Genomic DNA, 22,667 nt, shown 5'->3' with positions numbered 1-22,667 from the left:
ATTCAGACGTACCTGCTCGTTTGTTTTTATTGGCGAAGCAGTACTCATTGGAGGATGACCCCATGGCAGTGAAAGCATGGCGGCTTATGGCCGCGGACTACAGACACAGCATTGCCACCCCACTTGAAGCCCGGATTCTGCGATCCTTGGCGGACTTCGGCGACGAGGTGATGAACGGCGCGGGCCAGGTTGCACGCAGGCTGGGAGCCGCTCATGGACGCCGAGCTTATTCTTAGTTGATTGAACGTTCAATAAAAACAAAATAGACTGGCCACCAATGACGTCGGTCGGTGCCCGCACGCACCCATCGACGAGAGGAGATAGCAATGCCCAAGGTCGGTATGCAGCCCATCCGCCGCTCGCAACTGATTCACGCCACCCTGGAGGCGGTCGATCAGGTCGGCATGGGAGACGCCAGCATCGCCCTGATAGCCCGCCTGGCGGGTGTTTCCAACGGCATCATCAGTCACTACTTCCAGGACAAGAACGGCTTGCTGGAAGCGACCATGCGGCACCTGCTCAGCGCCTTGAGCAAGGCCGTACGCGAACGCCGCGCGGCGCTCTACGACGACAGTCCGAGGGCGCACCTGCGAGCGATCGTCGAAGGCAACTTCGACGACAGCCAGGTCAATGGTCCGGCGATGAAGACCTGGCTGGCGTTCTGGGCGACCAGCATGCACCAGCCGGCACTGCGTCGATTGCAGCGGGTCAACGACCATCGCCTGTATTCGAACCTGTGCTACCAGTTCCGCCGCCAGCTCTCGGCGGACGACGCCCGCGCCGCGGCACGCGGCCTGGCGGCCCTGATCGACGGCCTGTGGTTGCGTGGCGCGCTGACCGGCGACGCCTTCGATACCGACGAGGCCCTGAACATCGCTTACGACTACCTCGACCAGCAGTTGGCAAAACAGTCGGGGTAGGGACGAAAACCCCCGCGGCGCCGCCTTGCGCCTGCGATACCGATAAGAGAGGACTGCAACATGGCCCGATTCGAAGAACAGAAGCTCTACATTGGCGGTCGCTACGTGGAGGCCAGCAGTGGCGCCACCTTCGAGACCATCAACCCGGCCAACGGCGAAGTGCTCGCCAAGGTCCAGCGGGCTTCCAGGGAAGACGTCGAGCGGGCCGTGCAGAGCGCCGTCGAGGGGCAGAAGGTGTGGGCGGCGATGACCGCCATGCAGCGCTCGCGCATCCTCCGTCGCGCCGTCGACATCCTCCGCGAGCGCAACGACGAACTGGCTGCCCTGGAAACCCTGGATACCGGCAAGCCGCTGGCGGAAACCCGCTCGGTGGACATCGTCACCGGCGCCGACGTGCTCGAGTACTACGCCGGCCTGGTCCCGGCCATCGAAGGCGAGCAGATTCCCCTGCGCGAAACCAGTTTCGTCTACACCCGCCGCGAGCCGCTGGGCGTGGTCGCCGGCATTGGCGCCTGGAACTACCCGGTGCAGATCGCCCTGTGGAAATCCGCCCCGGCCCTCGCTGCCGGCAACGCGATGATCTTCAAGCCCAGCGAAGTCACCCCGCTGACGGCCCTCAAGCTGGCCGAGATCTACACCGAGGCCGGCGTGCCGGACGGCGTGTTCAACGTGCTCACCGGCAGCGGACGCGAAGTCGGCCAGTGGCTGACCGAGCACCCGCTGATCGAGAAGATCTCCTTCACCGGTGGCACCTCCACCGGCAAGAAAGTCATGGCCAGCGCTTCCAGCTCGTCGCTGAAGGAAGTGACCATGGAGCTGGGCGGCAAGTCCCCGCTGATCATCTTCCCCGACGCAGACCTCGACCGTGCCGCCGACATCGCCGTCATGGCCAACTTCTTCAGCTCCGGCCAGGTCTGCACCAACGGCACCCGGGTGTTCATCCACCGTTCCCAGCAGGCCCGCTTCGAAGCCAAGATACTGGAGCGCGTGCAGCGCATCCGTCTCGGCGACCCGCAGGACGAGAACACCAACTTCGGCCCGCTGGTCAGCTTCCCGCACATGGAAAGCGTGCTCGGCTACATCGAGTCCGGCAAGGCGCAGAAGGCTCGCCTGCTGTGCGGCGGCGAGCGTGTGACCGATGGAGCGTTCGGCAATGGCGCCTACGTCGCGCCGACCGTGTTCACCGATTGCAGCGACGACATGACCATCGTCCGCGAGGAAATCTTCGGCCCGGTGATGAGCATCCTGGTCTATGACGACGAAGACGAGGCGATCCGCCGCGCCAACGATACCGAGTACGGCCTCGCCGCCGGCGTCGTGACCCAGGACCTGGCCCGCGCCCACCGCGCCATCCATCGCCTGGAAGCCGGCATCTGCTGGATCAATACCTGGGGCGAGTCGCCGGCGGAAATGCCGGTCGGCGGTTACAAGCAATCCGGTGTCGGTCGCGAGAACGGTCTCACCACCCTGGCTCATTACACTCGCATCAAGTCCGTGCAAGTGGAGCTGGGCGACTACGCCTCGGTGTTCTGAGCCTCGACGCAGCGCTCGAACCCCTAACCAGGCCGGTCCCAGGCAACGCTCCCTGACACCGGCCATTCCGAACTTCCAGACACCGGCGCGCCAGCGTCGCGGCCGGTGTCATGCCGAGAAAAGAGGAAGGCCTGCATGTCCCAGGAATTCGACTACATCATCATCGGAGCCGGCTCTGCCGGTAACGTACTCGCTACCCGCCTCACCGAAGATGCCGACGTCAGCGTCCTGCTGCTCGAAGCCGGCGGTCCTGACTACCGCTTCGACTTCCGCACCCAGATGCCGGCGGCCCTTGCCTTCCCGCTGCAGGGGCGGCGCTACAACTGGGCCTACGAGACCGACCCCGAGCCCTACATGAACAACCGCCGCATGGAGTGCGGTCGCGGCAAGGGCCTGGGCGGCTCCTCGCTGATCAACGGCATGTGCTACATCCGCGGCAACGCCCTGGACTTCGACGGCTGGGCCAAGGAGCCGGGCCTCGAGGACTGGAGCTACCTCGACTGCCTGCCGTACTTCCGCAAGGCGGAAACCCGGGACATCGGCCCCAACGACTACCATGGCGGCGACGGCCCGGTCAGCGTGACCACGCCGAAGGCCGGCAACAACCCACTGTTCCATGCGATGGTCGAGGCCGGCGTGCAGGCCGGCTACCCGCGAACCGATGACCTCAACGGCTACCAGCAGGAAGGCTTCGGCCCCATGGACCGGACCGTCACCCCGGAAGGCCGTCGCGCCGCCACCGGGCGCGGCTACCTGGACCAGGCCCGCGGCCGGCCCAACCTGACCATCGTCACCCACGCCCTGAGCGACCGCATCCTGTTCAGCGGCAAGCGCGCCATCGGCGTCTCCTACCTGGTGGGCAACGGCGACAACCCGGTCACCGCCCACGCCCGCCGCGAAGTATTGGTGTGCAGCGGCGCGATCGCCTCGCCGCAATTGCTGCAACGCTCCGGCGTCGGCCCGGCGGCCCTGCTGCGCGACCTGGACATCCCGGTGGTGCATGACCTGCCGGGCGTCGGCGCCAACCTGCAGGATCACCTGGAACTCTACCTGCAGTACGCCTGCAAGCAGCCGGTGTCGATCTACCCGGCGACCAAATGGTGGAACCAGCCGGCCATCGGTGCCCAGTGGCTGTTCCTCGGCAAGGGCCTCGGCGCCAGCAACCAGTTCGAGGCCGGCGGCTTCATCCGAACCCGCGAAGCGTTCGAATGGCCGAACATCCAGTTCCATTTCCTCCCGGTGGCGATCAACTACAATGGCAGCAAGGGCGTGCAGGAGCACGGCTTCCAGGCGCACATGGGCTCGATGCGCTCGCCGAGCCGCGGGCGCATCCACCTGAAGTCCAGGGACCCGCGCCAGCATCCGAGCATCCTGTTCAACTACATGTCCCACGAGCAGGACTGGCAGGAGTTCCGCGACGGCATCCGGCTGACCCGCGAGATCATGAACCAGCCGGCGCTGGACCCCTATCGGGGCCGCGAGTTGAGCCCAGGGGTGAACGTGCAGTCGGACGCCGAACTCGACGAGTTCATCCGCAACCATGCTGAGACCGCTTTCCACCCATCCTGTTCGTGCAAGATGGGCAGCGACGACATGGCGGTGGTCGATGGCCAGGGACGGGTCCATGGCATGGAAGGACTGCGAGTGGTGGATGCGTCGATCATGCCGCTGATCATCACCGGCAACCTCAATGCCACCACCATCATGATGGCCGAGAAGATCGCCGACAGGATCCGCGGTCGCCAGCCGCTGCCGCGCAGCACGGCGAAGTACTACGTGGCCGGGGATGCGCCGGTACGCGGCAACCCCGTGCGGGCCTGAGGAACGCGCAAACAAGAACGCCGGCGATAGCCGGCGTTCCTGCGTCTAGCCCCGGCGTGGCGGGACCGGGCGGGTGCGCCCGCTGCCATCGATGGCGACGAACACGAACACCGCCTCGGTGACTTTGCGCCATTCGCTGGACAGCGGGTCGTCGCTCCACACCTCGACCAGCATGCGGATCGAGCTGCGGCCGACTTCCAGGGTCTGGGTATAGAAGGAAAGCTGGGCACCTACCGCGACCGGCACCATGAAAGCCATGCGGTCGATGGCGACGGTGGCGATACGGCCGCCGGCGATCTTGCTGGCCATGGCGGTTCCCGCCAGGTCCATCTGGGATACCAGCCAACCGCCGTAGATATCGCCGAAACCGTTGGTTTCGCGCGGCAGCGCGGTAATCTGCAAGGCCAGGTCTCCCTGGGGAATGGGGTCTTCTTGTTCAAGCTCGATCATAGGTAAGGGCCTCGTGCCCCCCGGATTTCTTGTTCAAGCGCGGTTTAGGGGAAAACTCTCCCAAAACGCCTGCCGGTGCAAGGTCTTGGGACAGCTTTCAGAGGCGCCCGGGCATTATATAGAGGAGTAGGGCAGCCGACGACCGCCCGGTTCTCTCTTCGACCGACTGTGTGGACATTCGTCGATTTGCTATGGTTTCGCTCCTGCGTCCCCGGGTCGCAGGTCGACACGCCTGCCGGTCGAACCCCGCTCATGCTTGCTGAACGAATAAAGAGAACAATCCCGACATGCCATCCGCGAATGCTCCCGAGGCGCCGGCCCAGCGTCCATTGACCCGCAGCGACTACAAGACCCTGTCCCTCTCCGCCCTGGGTGGAGCGCTGGAGTTCTACGACTTCATCATCTTCGTGTTCTTCGCCACCGTGGTCGGCAAGCTGTTCTTCCCGGCGGACATGCCGGAATGGCTGCGTCAGCTGCAAACCTTCGGCCTGTTCGCCGCCGGCTACCTGGCGCGGCCGCTGGGCGGCGTGATCATGGCCCACTTCGGCGACCTGCTCGGGCGCAAGCGCATGTTCACCCTGAGCATCTTCATGATGGCGGTGCCGACCCTGATCATGGGCCTGCTTCCGACCTACGCGCAGATCGGCATCTGGGCGCCCCTGGCGCTGCTCCTGCTGAGGGTGATCCAGGGCGCCGCGATTGGCGGGGAGGTGCCGGGGGCTTGGGTCTTCGTCGCCGAGCATGTACCGGCACGGCATGTCGGTTATGCCTGCGGGACGCTGACTTCCGGCCTGACGGCGGGCATCCTGCTGGGCTCGCTGGTGGCTACTGCGATCAATAGCTTCTATAGCGCGACAGAGGTGCAGGACTACGCCTGGCGGATTCCCTTCCTGCTCGGCGGGGTGTTCGGCCTGTTCTCGGTCTACCTGCGCCGCTGGCTGCACGAGACGCCGGTATTCGCCGAGCTGCAGCAGCGCAAGGCGCTGGCAGAGGAAGTGCCGTTGAAAGCGGTGGTCCGCGATCATCGTGGCGCCGTCCTGGTGTCGATGCTGCTGACCTGGGTGCTGTCGGCCGCGATCGTGGTGGTCATCCTGATGACCCCTACCGTGCTGCAGAGCGTATACGGCTTCGATGCCGCCACGGCGCTCAAGGCCAACAGCCTGGCGATCGTCTGCCTGACCCTTGGCTGCATCGTCGCCGGGCGCATGGCGGATCGTTACGGCGCGGGACTGACTTTCGTTGCCGGTAGCGTGCTGCTGGCGCTGGTGTCCTGGAGCTTCTACGGCAACCTCAAGGCCCACCCGGACTGGCTCTTTCCTTTATATGCACTGACCGGCTTCTTCGTCGGCATCGTCGGCGCCGTTCCCTACGTGATGGTCAATGCGTTCCCACCGGTTGTGCGTTTCTCCGGCCTGTCCTTTTCCTACAACCTGGCCTACGCCATCTTCGGTGGGCTGACGCCGATGGCGGTGGCCCTGCTGCTCAAGCAGAGCCCGATGGGGCCGGCTTACTACGTGGTCACTCTGTGCCTGGTCGGCTTCCTCGTCGGGCTCTACCTGCTGGCGCAGAAAAAGCCGGCTGGCGAGGCGGTTTCGGTGGGCTGAAAGCGCTTCCGGCGGTTATTTGAATTATTTTTGAAATAATCGTTGACGCCAGTTTCTATCTCCCTATAATGCGCACCACTCCCGGCGACGACGAAGAGTAAATGCTTGTAAATCAAGGATTTACGGATTCTCTCCCAGGGGTGGTGAAGCGCTCCGGCAGGTTGTTCGCCGCAGCGGTTCGGTCCCGAAAGGGGCTCGAAACGAAGCTTCACCGAGGTGCTTGACAGCGAATTTGAACGCTGTAGAATGCGCCTCCCGCTGATCGGAAGATGGTTTGAAGGTCGGCGCAAGCGGTTGAGTAGAAAAGAAAATTTTCGAAAATAACGCTTGACGGAACGAGAGGTTGCTGTAGAATGCGCGGCCTCGGTTGAGACGAAAGCCTTGACCAACTGCTCTTTAACAAGTCGAATCAAGCAATTCGTGTGGGTGCTTGTGATGTAAGACTGGTGATCGCAAGATTATCAGCAACGCAAGTAACACTCGTGAATTCGAGAGTTTTATCTCTTTTTAAGAGAATGCGATTGCTGAGCCAAGTTTAGGGTTTTCTCAAAACCCAAGCAGTATTGAACTGAAGAGTTTGATCATGGCTCAGATTGAACGCTGGCGGCAGGCCTAACACATGCAAGTCGAGCGGATGAAGGGAGCTTGCTCCTGGATTCAGCGGCGGACGGGTGAGTAATGCCTAGGAATCTGCCTGGTAGTGGGGGATAACGTCCGGAAACGGGCGCTAATACCGCATACGTCCTGAGGGAGAAAGTGGGGGATCTTCGGACCTCACGCTATCAGATGAGCCTAGGTCGGATTAGCTAGTTGGTGGGGTAAAGGCCTACCAAGGCGACGATCCGTAACTGGTCTGAGAGGATGATCAGTCACACTGGAACTGAGACACGGTCCAGACTCCTACGGGAGGCAGCAGTGGGGAATATTGGACAATGGGCGAAAGCCTGATCCAGCCATGCCGCGTGTGTGAAGAAGGTCTTCGGATTGTAAAGCACTTTAAGTTGGGAGGAAGGGCAGTAAGTTAATACCTTGCTGTTTTGACGTTACCAACAGAATAAGCACCGGCTAACTTCGTGCCAGCAGCCGCGGTAATACGAAGGGTGCAAGCGTTAATCGGAATTACTGGGCGTAAAGCGCGCGTAGGTGGTTCAGCAAGTTGGATGTGAAATCCCCGGGCTCAACCTGGGAACTGCATCCAAAACTACTGAGCTAGAGTACGGTAGAGGGTGGTGGAATTTCCTGTGTAGCGGTGAAATGCGTAGATATAGGAAGGAACACCAGTGGCGAAGGCGACCACCTGGACTGATACTGACACTGAGGTGCGAAAGCGTGGGGAGCAAACAGGATTAGATACCCTGGTAGTCCACGCCGTAAACGATGTCGACTAGCCGTTGGGATCCTTGAGATCTTAGTGGCGCAGCTAACGCGATAAGTCGACCGCCTGGGGAGTACGGCCGCAAGGTTAAAACTCAAATGAATTGACGGGGGCCCGCACAAGCGGTGGAGCATGTGGTTTAATTCGAAGCAACGCGAAGAACCTTACCTGGCCTTGACATGCTGAGAACTTTCCAGAGATGGATTGGTGCCTTCGGGAACTCAGACACAGGTGCTGCATGGCTGTCGTCAGCTCGTGTCGTGAGATGTTGGGTTAAGTCCCGTAACGAGCGCAACCCTTGTCCTTAGTTACCAGCACCTCGGGTGGGCACTCTAAGGAGACTGCCGGTGACAAACCGGAGGAAGGTGGGGATGACGTCAAGTCATCATGGCCCTTACGGCCAGGGCTACACACGTGCTACAATGGTCGGTACAAAGGGTTGCCAAGCCGCGAGGTGGAGCTAATCCCATAAAACCGATCGTAGTCCGGATCGCAGTCTGCAACTCGACTGCGTGAAGTCGGAATCGCTAGTAATCGTGAATCAGAATGTCACGGTGAATACGTTCCCGGGCCTTGTACACACCGCCCGTCACACCATGGGAGTGGGTTGCTCCAGAAGTAGCTAGTCTAACCGCAAGGGGGACGGTTACCACGGAGTGATTCATGACTGGGGTGAAGTCGTAACAAGGTAGCCGTAGGGGAACCTGCGGCTGGATCACCTCCTTAATCGAAGATCTCAGCTTCTTCATAAGCTCCCACACGAATTGCTTGATTCACTGGTTAGACGATTGGGTCTGTAGCTCAGTTGGTTAGAGCGCACCCCTGATAAGGGTGAGGTCGGCAGTTCGAATCTGCCCAGACCCACCAATTGTTGGTGTGCTGCGTGATCCGATACGGGGCCATAGCTCAGCTGGGAGAGCGCCTGCTTTGCACGCAGGAGGTCAGGAGTTCGATCCTCCTTGGCTCCACCATCTAAAACAATCGTCGAAAGCTCAGAAATGAATGTTCGTGAATGAACATTGATTTCTGGTCTTTGCACCAGAACTGTTCTTTAAAATTCGGGTATGTGATAGAAGTAAGACTGAATGATCTCTTTCACTGGTGATCATTCAAGTCAAGGTAAAATTTGCGAGTTCAAGCGCGAATTTTCGGCGAATGTCGTCTTCACAGTATAACCAGATTGCTTGGGGTTATATGGTCAAGTGAAGAAGCGCATACGGTGGATGCCTTGGCAGTCAGAGGCGATGAAAGACGTGGTAGCCTGCGAAAAGCTTCGGGGAGTCGGCAAACAGACTTTGATCCGGAGATCTCTGAATGGGGGAACCCACCTAGGATAACCTAGGTATCTTGTACTGAATCCATAGGTGCAAGAGGCGAACCAGGGGAACTGAAACATCTAAGTACCCTGAGGAAAAGAAATCAACCGAGATTCCCTTAGTAGTGGCGAGCGAACGGGGATTAGCCCTTAAGCTTCATTGATTTTAGCGGAACGCTCTGGAAAGTGCGGCCATAGTGGGTGATAGCCCCGTACGCGAAAGGATCTTTGAAGTGAAATCGAGTAGGACGGAGCACGAGAAACTTTGTCTGAACATGGGGGGACCATCCTCCAAGGCTAAATACTACTGACTGACCGATAGTGAACCAGTACCGTGAGGGAAAGGCGAAAAGAACCCCGGAGAGGGGAGTGAAATAGAACCTGAAACCGTATGCGTACAAGCAGTGGGAGCCTACTTGTTAGGTGACTGCGTACCTTTTGTATAATGGGTCAGCGACTTATATTCAGTGGCAAGCTTAACCGTATAGGGTAGGCGTAGCGAAAGCGAGTCTTAATAGGGCGTTTAGTCGCTGGGTATAGACCCGAAACCGGGCGATCTATCCATGAGCAGGTTGAAGGTTAGGTAACACTGACTGGAGGACCGAACCCACTCCCGTTGAAAAGGTAGGGGATGACTTGTGGATCGGAGTGAAAGGCTAATCAAGCTCGGAGATAGCTGGTTCTCCTCGAAAGCTATTTAGGTAGCGCCTCATGTATCACTCTGGGGGGTAGAGCACTGTTTCGGCTAGGGGGTCATCCCGACTTACCAAACCGATGCAAACTCCGAATACCCAGAAGTGCCGAGCATGGGAGACACACGGCGGGTGCTAACGTCCGTCGTGAAAAGGGAAACAACCCAGACCGCCAGCTAAGGTCCCAAAGTTGTGGTTAAGTGGTAAACGATGTGGGAAGGCTTAGACAGCTAGGAGGTTGGCTTAGAAGCAGCCATCCTTTAAAGAAAGCGTAATAGCTCACTAGTCGAGTCGGCCTGCGCGGAAGATGTAACGGGGCTCAAACCACACACCGAAGCTGCGGGTGTCACGTAAGTGACGCGGTAGAGGAGCGTTCTGTAAGCCTGTGAAGGTGAGTTGAGAAGCTTGCTGGAGGTATCAGAAGTGCGAATGCTGACATGAGTAACGACAATGGGTGTGAAAAACACCCACGCCGAAAGACCAAGGGTTCCTGCGCAACGTTAATCGACGCAGGGTTAGTCGGTTCCTAAGGCGAGGCTGAAAAGCGTAGTCGATGGGAAACAGGTTAATATTCCTGTACTTCTGGTTACTGCGATGGAGGGACGGAGAAGGCTAGGCCAGCTTGGCGTTGGTTGTCCAAGTTTAAGGTGGTAGGCTGAAATCTTAGGTAAATCCGGGGTTTCAAGGCCGAGAGCTGATGACGAGTCGTCTTTTAGATGACGAAGTGGTTGATGCCATGCTTCCAAGAAAAGCTTCTAAGCTTCAGGTAACCAGGAACCGTACCCCAAACCGACACAGGTGGTCGGGTAGAGAATACCAAGGCGCTTGAGAGAACTCGGGTGAAGGAACTAGGCAAAATGGCACCGTAACTTCGGGAGAAGGTGCGCCGGCTAGGGTGAAGGATTTACTCCGTAAGCTCTGGCTGGTCGAAGATACCAGGCCGCTGCGACTGTTTATTAAAAACACAGCACTCTGCAAACACGAAAGTGGACGTATAGGGTGTGACGCCTGCCCGGTGCCGGAAGGTTAATTGATGGGGTTAGCGCAAGCGAAGCTCTTGATCGAAGCCCCGGTAAACGGCGGCCGTAACTATAACGGTCCTAAGGTAGCGAAATTCCTTGTCGGGTAAGTTCCGACCTGCACGAATGGCGTAACGATGGCGGCGCTGTCTCCACCCGAGACTCAGTGAAATTGAAATCGCTGTGAAGATGCAGTGTATCCGCGGCTAGACGGAAAGACCCCGTGAACCTTTACTGTAGCTTTGCACTGGACTTTGAGCCTGCTTGTGTAGGATAGGTGGGAGGCTTTGAAGCGTGGACGCCAGTTCGCGTGGAGCCATCCTTGAAATACCACCCTGGCATGCTTGAGGTTCTAACTCTGGTCCGTGATCCGGATCGAGGACAGTGTATGGTGGGCAGTTTGACTGGGGCGGTCTCCTCCTAAAGAGTAACGGAGGAGTACGAAGGTGCGCTCAGACCGGTCGGAAATCGGTCGCAGAGTATAAAGGCAAAAGCGCGCTTGACTGCGAGACAGACACGTCGAGCAGGTACGAAAGTAGGTCTTAGTGATCCGGTGGTTCTGTATGGAAGGGCCATCGCTCAACGGATAAAAGGTACTCCGGGGATAACAGGCTGATACCGCCCAAGAGTTCATATCGACGGCGGTGTTTGGCACCTCGATGTCGGCTCATCACATCCTGGGGCTGAAGCCGGTCCCAAGGGTATGGCTGTTCGCCATTTAAAGTGGTACGCGAGCTGGGTTTAGAACGTCGTGAGACAGTTCGGTCCCTATCTGCCGTGGACGTTTGAGATTTGAGAGGGGCTGCTCCTAGTACGAGAGGACCGGAGTGGACGAACCTCTGGTGTTCCGGTTGTCACGCCAGTGGCATTGCCGGGTAGCTATGTTCGGAAAAGATAACCGCTGAAAGCATCTAAGCGGGAAACTTGCCTCAAGATGAGATCTCACTGGGAACTTGATTCCCCTGAAGGGCCGTCGAAGACTACGACGTTGATAGGCTGGGTGTGTAAGCGTTGTGAGGCGTTGAGCTAACCAGTACTAATTGCCCGTGAGGCTTGACCATATAACACCCAAACAATCTGATGATTGTGTGTTGTAAGGTGAAGTCGACGAACCGAAAGTTCGCATGAACCGCAAACACCTTGAAATCACATACCTGAATCCGGATAGACGTAAGCCCAAGCGAACGGATATCCAACCGAATTGCTTGACGATCATAGAGCGTTGGAACCACCTGATCCCTTCCCGAACTCAGAAGTGAAACGACGCATCGCCGATGGTAGTGTGGGGTCTCCCCATGTGAGAGTAGGTCATCGTCAAGCTCCTATCCCAAAACCCCTGGTCAGCGATGACCGGGGGTTTTGCTTTTGCGCGCGGAAAAAGGCGTGCTTCCTCGCTTCTTTTCTCGACTGCGAATGCCGGCGGCGACTGTCACAATTGCCCTGGAAACTACCCATCCTGCATGAAACGGATGGACGGCTACCTCCCCCAGGCGGATCGAAAACGCGCTCCAGAGGGCCTCCCGGGCCCCTCCGTGAAAGGCTGGAGCCCTTGTGTTTCCAGGCTTTTAGGGGTGTGGCAGGGCTTCTCCCAAGGCTTGCGGAAAAATGTCGGAAGGCTGATGGCATTTCATCCAACTGTCACATTCCTTTCATAGAGTCTTCATGCGGCCTGACGATACTGGCCCCCGTTCCATCCAACCCCATCCTGTCCAAGGAGCAAGGCATGAAACTCAAGCGTTTGATGGCGGCCCTGACGTTCGTCGCCGCAGGCGTAGGCGCCGCTTCCGCGGTAGCCGCGATCGACCCGGCGCTGCCGGAATATCAGAAAGCCAGCGGTGTGTCGGGCAACCTGTCGAGCGTCGGCTCCGACACTCTGGCCAACCTGATGACCATGTGGGCCGAGGAGTACAAGCGCCTCTATCCGAACGTGAACATCCAGATCCAGGCTGCCGGTTCTTCCACCGCGCCGCCGGCCCTGACCGAAGGCACCGCCAACCTGGGCCCGATGAGCCGCAAGATGAAGGACGTCGAGCTGCAGGCTTTCGAGCAGAAGTACGGCTATAAGCCGACCGCCGTCCCGGTCGCTGTCGACGCCCTGGCGATCTTCGTGCACAAGGACAACCCGATCAAAGGCCTGACCATGCAGCAGGTCGATGCGATCTTCTCCGCTACCCGCCTGTGTGGCAGCAAGCAGGACGTGAAGACCTGGGGCGACCTGGGCCTGACCGGCGACTGGGCGAAGAAGCCGGTGCAACTGTTCGGCCGCAACTCGGTTTCCGGCACCTACGGCTACTTCAAGGAAGAAGCCCTGTGCAAAGGCGACTTCCGTCCGAACGTCAACGAGCAGCCGGGTTCGGCTTCCGTGGTGCAGTCGGTCAGCCAGTCGCTGAACGGCATCGGCTACTCCGGTATCGGCTACAAGACCGCCAGCGTGAAGACCGTGGCCCTGGCCAAGAAGGAAGGCGCTGCCTTCGTCGAGGACAACGAGCAGAACGCCCTGAACGGCACCTATCCGCTGTCGCGCTTCCTCTACGTCTACGTGAACAAGGCGCCGAACAAGCCGCTGGACCCGCTGGAGGCTCAGTTCCTCAAGCTGGTCCTGTCCAAGACCGGCCAGCAGGTCGTGGTCAAGGACGGCTACATCCCGCTGCCGGCCAAGGTGGCCGAGAAGGCGATCAAGGAACTGGGCCTGTAATCCAGTGACTTGAGCGGATGGCCCAGCGATGGGCCGTCCAGGCATGAAAGCTCTGCCGGCGGGCGCTAGGATCCGCCGGCCTTTCCCGCCAGCGAGGCTCTGCTGGCGGGCTTTGTTGCGTCATGTTGCTGTCATCTGTCTGTCATACAGAGCCTTTAGGGTGTCACCCCATGAACGACATGGCCAACTCCCCGATGAACTCCTCCCTTGCTCCCGAGCGGATTGACTTCAATACGCCAGCCCTGCAACGCAAGCGCCGCATCCGTGCCCTCAAGGACCGCCTGACCCGCTGGTACGTGCTGGTCGGCGGCCTGGCCGTGCTGGCGGCGATCACCCTGATCTTCTTCTACCTGGCCTACGTCGTGCTCCCGCTGTTCCGCGGCGCCGACCTGGAGACCCGCGAAGCGCTGACTCCGGCCTGGATGCAGCAGGCGCAGGTGCCCCTGCTGCTCAGCATCGAGGAGCAGAACCAGGTGGCCATGCGCGTCGGCGGCCAGGGCGAGATTCTCTTCTTCAACGCCAAGACCGGTGTCGAACTGAAGCGTGTCGCTCTGCCGCTTCCGGCGGGCAGCGAGATCCGCTCGATCGCCCAGGACCAGCCGGGCAGCCCGACGGTCGCCCTGGGCCTGTCCAACGGACAGGTGCTGGTGTTCCAGCACACCTACAAGGTCACCTACCCGGACAACAAGAAGACCATCACCCCGGAGATCGCCTTCCCCTACGGCGAGACCCCGATCGGTCTCGATCCGCAGGGCCGCCCGCTGGAGCATGTGAGCATCAATGCCGGCGACGACAGCCTGCTGCTGGCTGGCTCCGTCGACAAGCAACTGCTGCTGTTGAGCATGACTCGGGAAGAGAACATGCTGACCGGCGAAAGCACGCTGGACGAGGAGCGCATCGAACTCCCGCAGATCGCCGAACCGGTGAAAGCCATCTACCTCGACCCGCGCAAGCAGTGGCTGTACGTGATCAACGGACGTGCCACCGCCGATGTGTTCGACCTGCACAGCCGCCAGTTGAACGGTCGCTACAAGCTGCTGGAAGACCCCAACGCCGAGGTCACCGCGAGCACCCAACTGCTGGGCGGCATCTCGCTGCTGGTGGGCGACTCCAAGGGTGGCATCGCCCAGTGGTTCATGGCTCGCGATACCGACGGCGAACCGCGCCTGTCGCACGTTCGCGACTTCAACCTGGATGGCGCGCCGATCAGCGCCATCGCTCCGGAACAACGGCGCAAGGGCTTCATCGCCCTGGACGAGAAGGGCAACCTCGGCGTCTTCCACAGCACCGCGCACCGTACCCTGCTGGTCCAGCCGGTCGCCGACTCTTCCGGGGTCATCACCCTGTCGCCGCGGGCCAACCGCCTGCTGCTGGAGCAGGGTGGCAAGATCCACCGCTTCGCCCTGAGCAACCCGCACCCGGAAATCTCCTGGAGCGCGCTCTGGGGCAAGGTCTGGTACGAGAGCTACGACAAGCCGGCCTACGTCTGGCAGTCCACCGCCGCGACCACCGACTTCGAACCGAAGCTGAGCCTCTCGCCGCTGACCTTCGGCACGCTCAAGGCCGCCTTCTACGCGATGATCCTGGCAGCTCCGCTGGCCATCGCGGCCGCCGTCTACACCGCCTATTTCATGGCTCCGGCGATGCGCCGCAAGGTCAAGCCGGTGATCGAGCTGATGGAGGCGCTGCCGACGGTGATCCTCGGCTTCTTCGCCGGCCTGTTCCTGGCGCCCTACGTCGAAGGCCACCTGCCGGGTGTGTTCAGCCTGCTGTTGCTGACGCCGCTGGGCATCCTTCTTGCCGGCCTGCTCTGGAGTCGCCTGCCCGAGCGTATCCGTCTGAGCCTGCCGGCCGGCTGGGAAGCCGCGCTGCTGATCCCGGTGGTGCTTGCCGTCGGCGCCTTCGCCCTGTGGCTGAGCCCGCACCTGGAGACCACCTTCTTCGGCGGCGACATGCGCCTCTGGCTGAGCCACGACCTGGGCATCACCTACGACCAGCGCAATGCCCTGATCGTCGGGCTGGCAATGGGCTTCGCGGTGATCCCGAATATCTTCTCGATCGCCGAGGACGCCATCTTCAGCGTGCCGCGCAGCCTCACCTACGGCTCCCTGGCACTGGGCGCCACGCCCTGGCAGACGCTGACCCGCGTGGTGATCCTGACCGCCAGTCCAGGCATCTTCTCGGCGCTGATGATCGGCATGGGCCGCGCCGTCGGCGAGACCATGATCGTGCTGATGGCGACCGGCAATACCCCGGTGATGGAAGTGAATATCTTCGAGGGGATGCGCACCCTGGCGGCCAACGTCGCGGTGGAGATGCCCGAGTCGGAGGTCGGCGGCAGCCACTACCGCGTGCTGTTCCTCTCGGCGCTGGTACTGCTGACGTTCACCTTCGTGATGAACACCCTGGCAGAGCTGATCCGTCAGCGTCTGCGCAAGAAATACGCGTCGTTGTAAGCGGCGGAGGTATAGCTCTGTGAAACAGAAACAGGAAACCGTCAAAGCCTGGTTCGGCAGCGGCTCGCCCTGGGTGTGGATGAACGCCGGCGCGGTGTCGATCGCGGTGATCATGACCATCGGCCTGCTGGCGGTGATCGCGGTACGCGGCCTCGGCCACTTCTGGCCGGCGAACGTCATCGAGGCGACTTACCAGATCCCTGGCGAAGCCGCCAAGACCGTGATCGGCGAGGTGGTCCAGGCCGAGGAAGTGCCGCGCGCGCGCCTGCGCAGCGCCGGCATGCCGGTCCCGGAGGCCGGCCCCGAATTCATGACCCGCGAGCTGCTCAAGCTGGGCAACCGCGAGCTTTACGGCAGCGATTTCTCCTGGGTCGTCGGCGAGTGGCTGCAGGACATCAAGCGTCCCGAAGCGCTGATGGTTCTCGAACGCCGCGAGTGGGGCAACTTCTACGGCTACCTGCTGAGCGTCAAGGAGAACGGCCAGGTGGTCGCCGAAGGCGACGCCGCGGTAGGCGAACTGCAGAAGCGCATGCAGCGGGTGGATGACCTCTACGCCAAGCTCTACAAGCTGGAGAAGGGCGACATCGGCGGGATCAACCACGGTCTCGAGCGCCTGCGCCTGAAAGAGCGCAAGTTGCAGTTGGACGGCAAGCTGGACGCCGCCGCCCAGGCCGACCTGGCCGCCGAGCGCAGCGAGTTGCAGGCGCGCTACAAGGTCCTGGAAGAGCAGCTCAACGGCCTGCACCAGGAGTTCAACCGCGACAGCGTGGTAATGCGCGACGCCAGCGGCCGCGAGAGCGAAATCACCCTTGGCAAGCTGGTGCATGCCTACCAGCCCAACGCCATGGGCCTGGGCACCAAGATGACGGTGTACTTCAAGAAGCTCTGGGAGTTCCTCAGCGACGATCCGCGCGAGGCCAATACCGAGGGCGGTATCTTCCCGGCGATCTTCGGCACCGTGATGATGACCCTGGTGATGGCGCTGATCGTCACCCCGTTCGGCGTGATCGCTGCGGTCTACCTGCGCGAGTACGCCAAGCAGGGGCCGCTGACCCGGGTGATCCGCATCGCCGTGAACAACCTCGCCGGCGTACCGGCGATCGTCTACGGCGTGTTCGGCCTGGGTTTCTTCGTCTACGTGCTGGGCGGTTCCATCGACCGGCTGTTCTTCCCCGAGGCCCTGCCGGCGCCGACCTTCGGTACCCCCGGGCTGTTCTGGGCCTCGCTGACCCTGGCGATCCTCGCCGTGCCGGTGGTGATCGTCGCCACCGAGGAAGGCCTGGCGCGGATTCCGCGCGCGGTCCGCGAAGGCTCCCTGGCGCTCGGCGCGACCAAGGCGGAAACGCTGTGGAAGATCGTCCTGCCGATGGCCAGCCCGGCGATGATGACCGGCCTGATCCTCGCCGTGGCCCGTGCCGCCGGCGAAGTGGCGCCGCTGATGCTGGTCGGCGTGGTGAAACTGGCACCGTCGCTGCCGGTCGACGGTAACTATCCGTACGTGCATCTCGACCAGAAGATCATGCACCTCGGTTTCCATATCTACGACGTCGGTTTCCAGAGCCCCAACGTCGAGGCCGCACGGCCGCTGGTATACGCTACGGCGTTGCTGCTGGTCGTGGTGATCGCCCTGCTGAACTTCTCCGCCATCGCGATCCGCAATCGCCTGCGCGAGAAGTACAAGGCCCTGGAAAACTGATTGAGGGAGCTTCCCATGCAAAACGAGACCGCCAGCCACGGCATCAACTTCGATGCGCTCGGCCGCGACCGCCAGAGCCTCGACCTGGCTTCCGAAAGTGTCGAACTGGAAGTGCCCGGGCTGAACCTGTTCTACGGCGCCAAGCAGGCCCTTTTCGACGTCCGGATGAACATTCCGAAGCAGCGCGTGACCGCCTTCATCGGCCCGTCCGGCTGCGGCAAGTCGACCTTGCTGCGCTGCTTCAACCGGATGAACGACCTGGTGGATGGCTGCCGCGTCGAAGGCGAGATTCGCCTCGATGGCCACAACATCTTCGCCAAGGGCGTCGACGTCGCCGAGCTGCGCCGTCGCGTCGGCATGGTGTTCCAGAAGCCCAACCCGTTCCCCAAGAGCATCTACGAGAACGTGGTCTACGGCCTGCGTATCCAGGGCATCAACAAGAAGCGCGTACTTGACGAGGCCGTCGAGTGGGCGCTGAAGGGGGCTGCGCTGTGGGAGGAGGTGAAGGATCGCCTGCACGAGCCCGCCCTCGGCCTGTCCGGCGGCCAGCAGCAGCGCCTGGTGATCGCCCGGACCATCGCGGTGGAACCGGAAGTGCTGCTGCTCGACGAGCCGTGCTCGGCGCTGGACCCGATCTCCACGCTGAAGATCGAAGAGCTGATCTACGAGTTGAAGTCGAAGTTCACCATCGTCATCGTTACCCACAACATGCAGCAGGCCGCGCGGGTTTCCGACTATACGGCGTTCATGTACATGGGCAAGCTGATCGAGTTCGGCGACACCGATACGCTGTTCACCAACCCGGCGAAGAAGCAGACCGAAGACTACATCACCGGCCGCTACGGCTAGCGGCGCGTCCGGAGGCGCGGCGATACCGCTGCCTCCGGCGCTCTCCGTAGCTCGTTGATGTCACCGGTCGCAGCGGCTCCAGAAGGATTCCCCACATGATCAACAAAGACAGTCTCACCCATCACATCTCCCAGCAGTTCAACGCCGAGCTGGAGGATGTGCGCAGCCACCTCCTGGCCATGGGCGGGCTGGTGGAAAAGCAGGTCAACGACGCGGTCAACGCGCTGATCGACGCCGACTCCGGCCTCGCCCAGCAGGTCCGCGAGATCGACGACCAGATCAACCAGATGGAGCGCAACATCGACGAGGAGTGCGTGCGTATCCTCGCCCGGCGTCAGCCGGCGGCCTCCGACCTGCGCCTGATCATCAGCATCTCGAAGTCGGTGATCGACCTCGAGCGGATCGGCGACGAGGCCTCCAAGGTCGCCCGCCGCGCCATCCAGCTGTGCGAGGAAGGCGAGTCGCCGCGCGGCTACGTCGAGGTTCGGCACATCGGCAGCCAGGTACAGAAGATGGTGCAGGAGGCACTGGACGCCTTCGCCCGCTTCGATGCCGACCTGGCGCTGTCCGTGGCGCAGTACGACAAGACCGTCGATCGCGAGTACAAGACCGCCCTGCGCGAGCTGGTCACCTACATGATGGAAGACCCGCGGGCGATATCCCGCGTGCTCAACATCATCTGGGCCCTGCGCTCGCTGGAGCGCATCGGCGACCATGCGCGCAACATCGCCGAGCTGGTGATCTACCTGGTTCGCGGCACCGACGTTCGCCACATCGGCCTGACCCGCATGAAGGAAGAGGTCGAGAACAACCGCGGCGAGTGATCTTCCGCAGGCAAGGCTCCCTTGACCTGGAGCCTTGTTTCTTCGCGCGACTGCAGCAAGGCTTGGCATCCTGCCAGCAGGGGAGGCTATCCTAGGCGGACCTGTCCAGGAGAAGTCGATGAGCAAAGTCAGCGCGCTAGTGGTGGATGACGCCCCCTTCATCCGAGATCTGATGAAGAAAGGGTTGCGCGACAACTTCCCCGGCCTTCATATCGAGGAGGCCGTGAACGGCCGCAAGGCCCAGCAACTGCTCAGTCGGCAGAACGTCGACCTGATCCTCTGCGATTGGGAGATGCCGGAGATGTCCGGCCTCGAACTGCTGACCTGGTGCCGTGCCCAGGAAAACCTCAAGACTACCCCGTTCATCATGGTCACCAGTCGCGGCGACAAGGAGAACGTGGTCCAGGCGATCCAGGCCGGGGTGTCGGACTACATCGGCAAGCCATTCTCCAATGACCAACTGGTGGCCAAGATCAAGAAGGCCCTGAGCCGCAGCGGCAAGCTGGAAGCCCTGGCGGCCCACGCGCCGCGCCGGGAGATCGCCAGCGGCATGGCCAACGATTCGCTGGCCGCCCTGACCGGTGGTCGCGCCGAGGTGATCAAGCCCGCCGCCAGTCCGGCAAAACCGGCCCCGCGCCGAAGCCGGCTTCGGCTCCCCAGGCCAGCGCGCGTCCCGCCGGCAGCGGCAACCCGCTGGGGCAGGCGCAATTGCGCCTGCCGCAGAGCAGCATGCCCTGCGTGATCAAGGCGGTCAGTCTGAAGGAAGCGCAACTGGTGGTGAAGCGCGCCGACCCGTTGCCGCAGGTGCTGGAAAGCGCGGTGCTGGACCTCGAGGAAAACAGCGACGTGGCGCGCCTGAACGGCTACCTGCACGCCATCGCCGCGCTGGAGCCGAAGCCGGATAGCGATTGGCTGCTGTTGACCCTGCGTTTCGTCGACCGCGACCCGCAGAAGCTCGACTACCTGTCGCGCCTGATCGCCCGCGGAAGTACCCAGAAGCACTACGTTCCCGGCGCCTGAGCGGTTTTTTCCCGACGATCCGTTCACAGCCCGCTCGCTGTCGTCTCGCCCTGGCAATAAAGCGCTGCTAGTCTTGCCGATTCGGGATAACCAGAACGACACGATCCGTGCAGTCATGCTAGGGCGCCTTCTCCTTCTCTGTGGCCTGTTCGCCGCGGCAGCTCCGGCTGCGGCCCTGACCATCTACAAGTACACCGACGCCAATGGCGTGGTGACCTACTCCGACCGCGCCGTGGCCGGGGCGCAGGTGTTCGTCTTCCGCGACCGGATGGTCGAGCACCTGGAACGGGAAGTGAAGCTGGAGACGAAGAAGCACGCGGGTGGCGAGACCCTGCAGGTGCGCAACGACCTCTACGCGCCGGTCGAGGTCGAGTTGCGGATCCGCAACCCGCGCAATGCCGTTGGGGTGCCCGACGGGCCGATTCGCTGGGTGGTCCCGGCGCGCAGCCAGGTGCGCCTGGCGACCCTGGCGCCGCGCAAGGCCGGCAAGCCGATGAGCTACACCCCGAAGCTGCGTTACGCGCTCGGCGACCCGCGCCAGCAGCCGCTGCTCTATCGCTATCCGCTGCCCTGGCGCGGCGGGCCGTTCCGCCTGTCCCAGGGCGCCAATGGCAAGTACAGCCACTTCACCCCCAAGGGCCGCTACGCGATGGACATCGCCATGCCCGAGGGCACGCCGATCATCGCCGCCCGCGGCGGCACCGTGGTGAAGATCGAGAACAACCAGAGCGGGCGCGGCAACAATCCCTCGGGCAACTTCGTCCGCATCCTGCACGACGACGGCACCATGGGCGTCTACCTGCACCTGATGCGCCATTCGGTACTGGTCGCCGAGGGCCAGCGGGTCCAGGTCGGCACGCCGCTGGCGCGCTCCGGCAACACCGGCAACAGCAGCGGGCCGCACCTGCACTTCGTGATCCAGCGCAACGTCGGCCTGGCGCTGGAGTCGATTCCCTACGACTTCGCCCAGCCGGTCGACAGCCTGCCGAACTTCGCCATCGTCCGCGAGCCTTGAAAAGTCGCCGGCGCCGTGGCGGCGCCGGCTCGTCTCAGTCGAGCTTGACCACCTTGGCCAGGACGATCTTCGGACCGCGCATCTTCTTCACGATGATCCGCAGGCCCTCGGTGTCGAGGACTTCCTCTTCCTCCGGCACCCGCTTCAGGGTGTCGTAGACCAGCCCGGCGAGAGTGTCTGCCTCGACATGATCGAGGTCGATGCCGAGCAGGCGCTCGAGCTTGAACAGCGGTGTGTCGCCGCGCACCAGCAGCTTGCCCGGCTGGTAGGCGAGGATGCCGCGCTCGGTCTTGCGGTGTTCGTCCTGGATGTCGCCGACCAGCACTTCCAGCACGTCTTCCATGGTCAGGAAGCCGACCACCTTGTGATCGGCCTCTTCCACCACGGCGAAGTGCGCGCCGCCCTTGCGGAACTGCTCCAGCAGGCGCGACAGCGGGGTGTGCTTGGTGACGATCTCCAGCGGGCGCACCAGTTCGTCGAGGTCGAAGGTCTCCGGCAGGCTGTCCAGGGCGGACAGCGCCAGCAGCAGGTCCTTGATGTGCAGCAGGCCGATGAACTCGCCCTTGTGGCTGTCCCAGACCGGGTAGCGGCTGTACTTGTGGCGGCGGATCACCGCGAGGATGTCCGCCAGCGGCGCGTCGTGCTCGAGGTAGACCAGGTCTTCGCGGGAGTTGGCCCAGTCGACCACCTCCAGCTCGCCCAGCTCCACCGCCGAGGCCAGCACGCGCATGCCCTGGTCGCTGGGGTCCTGGGCGCGGCTGGAGTGGAGGATCAGCTTCAGTTCGTCGCGGCTGTAGTGATGCTCGTGGTGCGGGCCGGGCTCGCCCTGGCCGGCGATCTTGAGGATGGCGTTGGCGCTGGCGTTGAGCAGCCAGATCGCCGGGTACATCAGCCAGTAGAAGAGGTACAGCGGCACCGCCGTCCACAGCGACAGCAGTTCCGGTTTGCGGATCGCCCAGGACTTGGGCGCCAGCTCGCCGACCACGATGTGCAGGTAGGAAATGATGAAGAACGCGGTGAAGAAGGAGATCCCGCGGATCAGTTCGTCGGAATGCACGCCGATCATCGCCAGCAGCGGTTCCAGGAGTTCGGCGAAGGCCGGCTCGCCGACCCAGCCCAGGCCCAGGGAGGCCAGGGTGATGCCCAGCTGGCAGGCGGACAGGTAGGCGTCCAGCTGGTTGTGAACCTTGCGCAGGATGGCGCCGCGCCAGCCGTGCTGCTTGGCGATGGTTTCCACGCGGGTGGCGCGGAGCTTGACCATGGCGAACTCGGCGGCGACGAAGAAGCCATTGAGCAGGACGAGGAAAAGCGCGAAGAGGATCAGGCCGGCATCGGCGAAATAGGTGGCGATGCTGGTACTAGGAGAAGGGTCCATGGGGGTGT

The 22,667-nt window shown here is 61.8% G+C and carries 12 protein-coding genes, 2 tRNA genes, 3 rRNA genes and 1 pseudogene; 16 read left to right on the top strand and 2 right to left on the bottom strand.

The features are described 5' to 3' along the window. Nucleotides 1-326 precede the first annotated feature (326 nt). The 3 genes from betI (at nt 327) to betA (ending at nt 4,274) form a co-directional block, all read left to right on the top strand. On the top strand, nt 327-920 hold the full coding sequence (gene betI, locus AT700_RS27990; RefSeq protein WP_003096684.1) for a transcriptional regulator BetI: 594 nt from the start codon (nt 327-329) through the stop codon (nt 918-920). Between the two features lie 60 nt (nt 921-980). Further along, nucleotides 981-2,453 (top strand): betaine-aldehyde dehydrogenase, encoded by a 1,473-nt coding sequence (betB, locus tag AT700_RS27985; protein WP_003104846.1) that lies wholly within the window; start codon nt 981-983, stop codon nt 2,451-2,453. A gap of 135 nt (nt 2,454-2,588) precedes the next feature. Next, nucleotides 2,589-4,274, top strand: coding sequence for a choline dehydrogenase (gene betA / locus AT700_RS27980; protein WP_003136284.1), 1,686 nt, complete (start codon nt 2,589-2,591; stop codon nt 4,272-4,274). Nucleotides 4,275-4,319: 45 nt separating this feature from the next. Here betA and AT700_RS27975 read toward each other — a convergent pair whose 3' ends face one another. Beyond that, nucleotides 4,320-4,724: an acyl-CoA thioesterase gene (locus AT700_RS27975; protein ID WP_003096677.1), complete on the bottom strand. Its 405-nt coding sequence runs from the start codon at nt 4,722-4,724 to the stop codon at nt 4,320-4,322. 287 nt (nt 4,725-5,011) lie between these two features. Here AT700_RS27975 and AT700_RS27970 point away from each other — a divergent pair, with 287 nt between their 5' ends. The 13 genes and pseudogenes from AT700_RS27970 (at nt 5,012) to AT700_RS27910 (ending at nt 21,284) form a co-directional block, all read left to right on the top strand. Continuing rightward, a complete protein-coding gene (locus AT700_RS27970; protein WP_003104851.1) occupies nt 5,012-6,328 on the top strand; it encodes an MFS transporter in 1,317 nt (438 codons plus the stop codon). Nucleotides 6,329-6,893: 565 nt separating this feature from the next. Beyond that, nucleotides 6,894-8,429: ribosomal RNA gene (locus AT700_RS27965) — 16S ribosomal RNA — on the top strand. Between the two features lie 64 nt (nt 8,430-8,493). Next, nucleotides 8,494-8,570 (top strand) — tRNA-Ile (locus AT700_RS27960). A gap of 28 nt (nt 8,571-8,598) precedes the next feature. Then, nucleotides 8,599-8,674, top strand: a tRNA-Ala gene (locus AT700_RS27955). Nucleotides 8,675-8,899: 225 nt separating this feature from the next. Continuing rightward, nucleotides 8,900-11,790, top strand: a 23S ribosomal RNA gene (locus AT700_RS27950). Between the two features lie 143 nt (nt 11,791-11,933). After that, nucleotides 11,934-12,049 (top strand): 5S ribosomal RNA (gene rrf, locus AT700_RS27945). Together the 16S, 23S and 5S rRNA genes with 2 tRNA genes alongside form the textbook arrangement of a ribosomal RNA operon. Before the next feature lie 403 nt (nt 12,050-12,452). Continuing rightward, nucleotides 12,453-13,424, top strand: a complete 972-nt coding sequence (gene pstS / locus AT700_RS27940; protein ID WP_003096673.1) for a phosphate ABC transporter substrate-binding protein PstS — start codon at nt 12,453-12,455, stop codon at nt 13,422-13,424. A 422-nt stretch (nt 13,425-13,846) separates the two neighbouring features. Beyond that, entirely contained in the window at nt 13,847-15,880 is a 2,034-nt protein-coding gene (locus AT700_RS27935; RefSeq protein WP_003121319.1) for an ABC transporter permease subunit, read from the top strand. Between the two features lie 19 nt (nt 15,881-15,899). Further along, nucleotides 15,900-17,576 (top strand): phosphate ABC transporter permease PstA, encoded by a 1,677-nt coding sequence (pstA, locus tag AT700_RS27930; protein ID WP_003096667.1) that lies wholly within the window; start codon nt 15,900-15,902, stop codon nt 17,574-17,576. 15 nt (nt 17,577-17,591) lie between these two features. After that, nucleotides 17,592-18,425, top strand: coding sequence for a phosphate ABC transporter ATP-binding protein PstB (gene pstB / locus AT700_RS27925; protein WP_048521742.1), 834 nt, complete (start codon nt 17,592-17,594; stop codon nt 18,423-18,425). A gap of 95 nt (nt 18,426-18,520) precedes the next feature. After that, entirely contained in the window at nt 18,521-19,249 is a 729-nt protein-coding gene (gene phoU, locus AT700_RS27920; protein WP_003096661.1) for a phosphate signaling complex protein PhoU, read from the top strand. 118 nt (nt 19,250-19,367) lie between these two features. Beyond that, nucleotides 19,368-20,269: pseudogene (locus AT700_RS27915) on the top strand (response regulator). A 115-nt stretch (nt 20,270-20,384) separates the two neighbouring features. After that, entirely contained in the window at nt 20,385-21,284 is a 900-nt protein-coding gene (locus AT700_RS27910) for a peptidoglycan DD-metalloendopeptidase family protein (protein ID WP_003096656.1), read from the top strand. 34 nt (nt 21,285-21,318) lie between these two features. On the opposite strand, the gene AT700_RS27905 is transcribed toward AT700_RS27910, so the two are convergent. After that, the gene (locus tag AT700_RS27905) at nt 21,319-22,659 is read right to left on the bottom strand and encodes a hemolysin family protein (RefSeq protein WP_003096655.1); all 1,341 of its coding nucleotides are present in this window, start codon (nt 22,657-22,659) and stop codon (nt 21,319-21,321) included. Nucleotides 22,660-22,667: the final 8 nt, after the last annotated feature.

The sequence above is a fragment of the Pseudomonas aeruginosa genome, from assembly GCF_001457615.1.
GTDB classification, from domain to species: Bacteria; Pseudomonadota; Gammaproteobacteria; order Pseudomonadales; family Pseudomonadaceae; genus Pseudomonas; species Pseudomonas aeruginosa.
The sequence above is the reverse complement of the archived record's forward strand: the minus strand, read 5'-3'. Positions and strand labels throughout refer to the sequence as shown.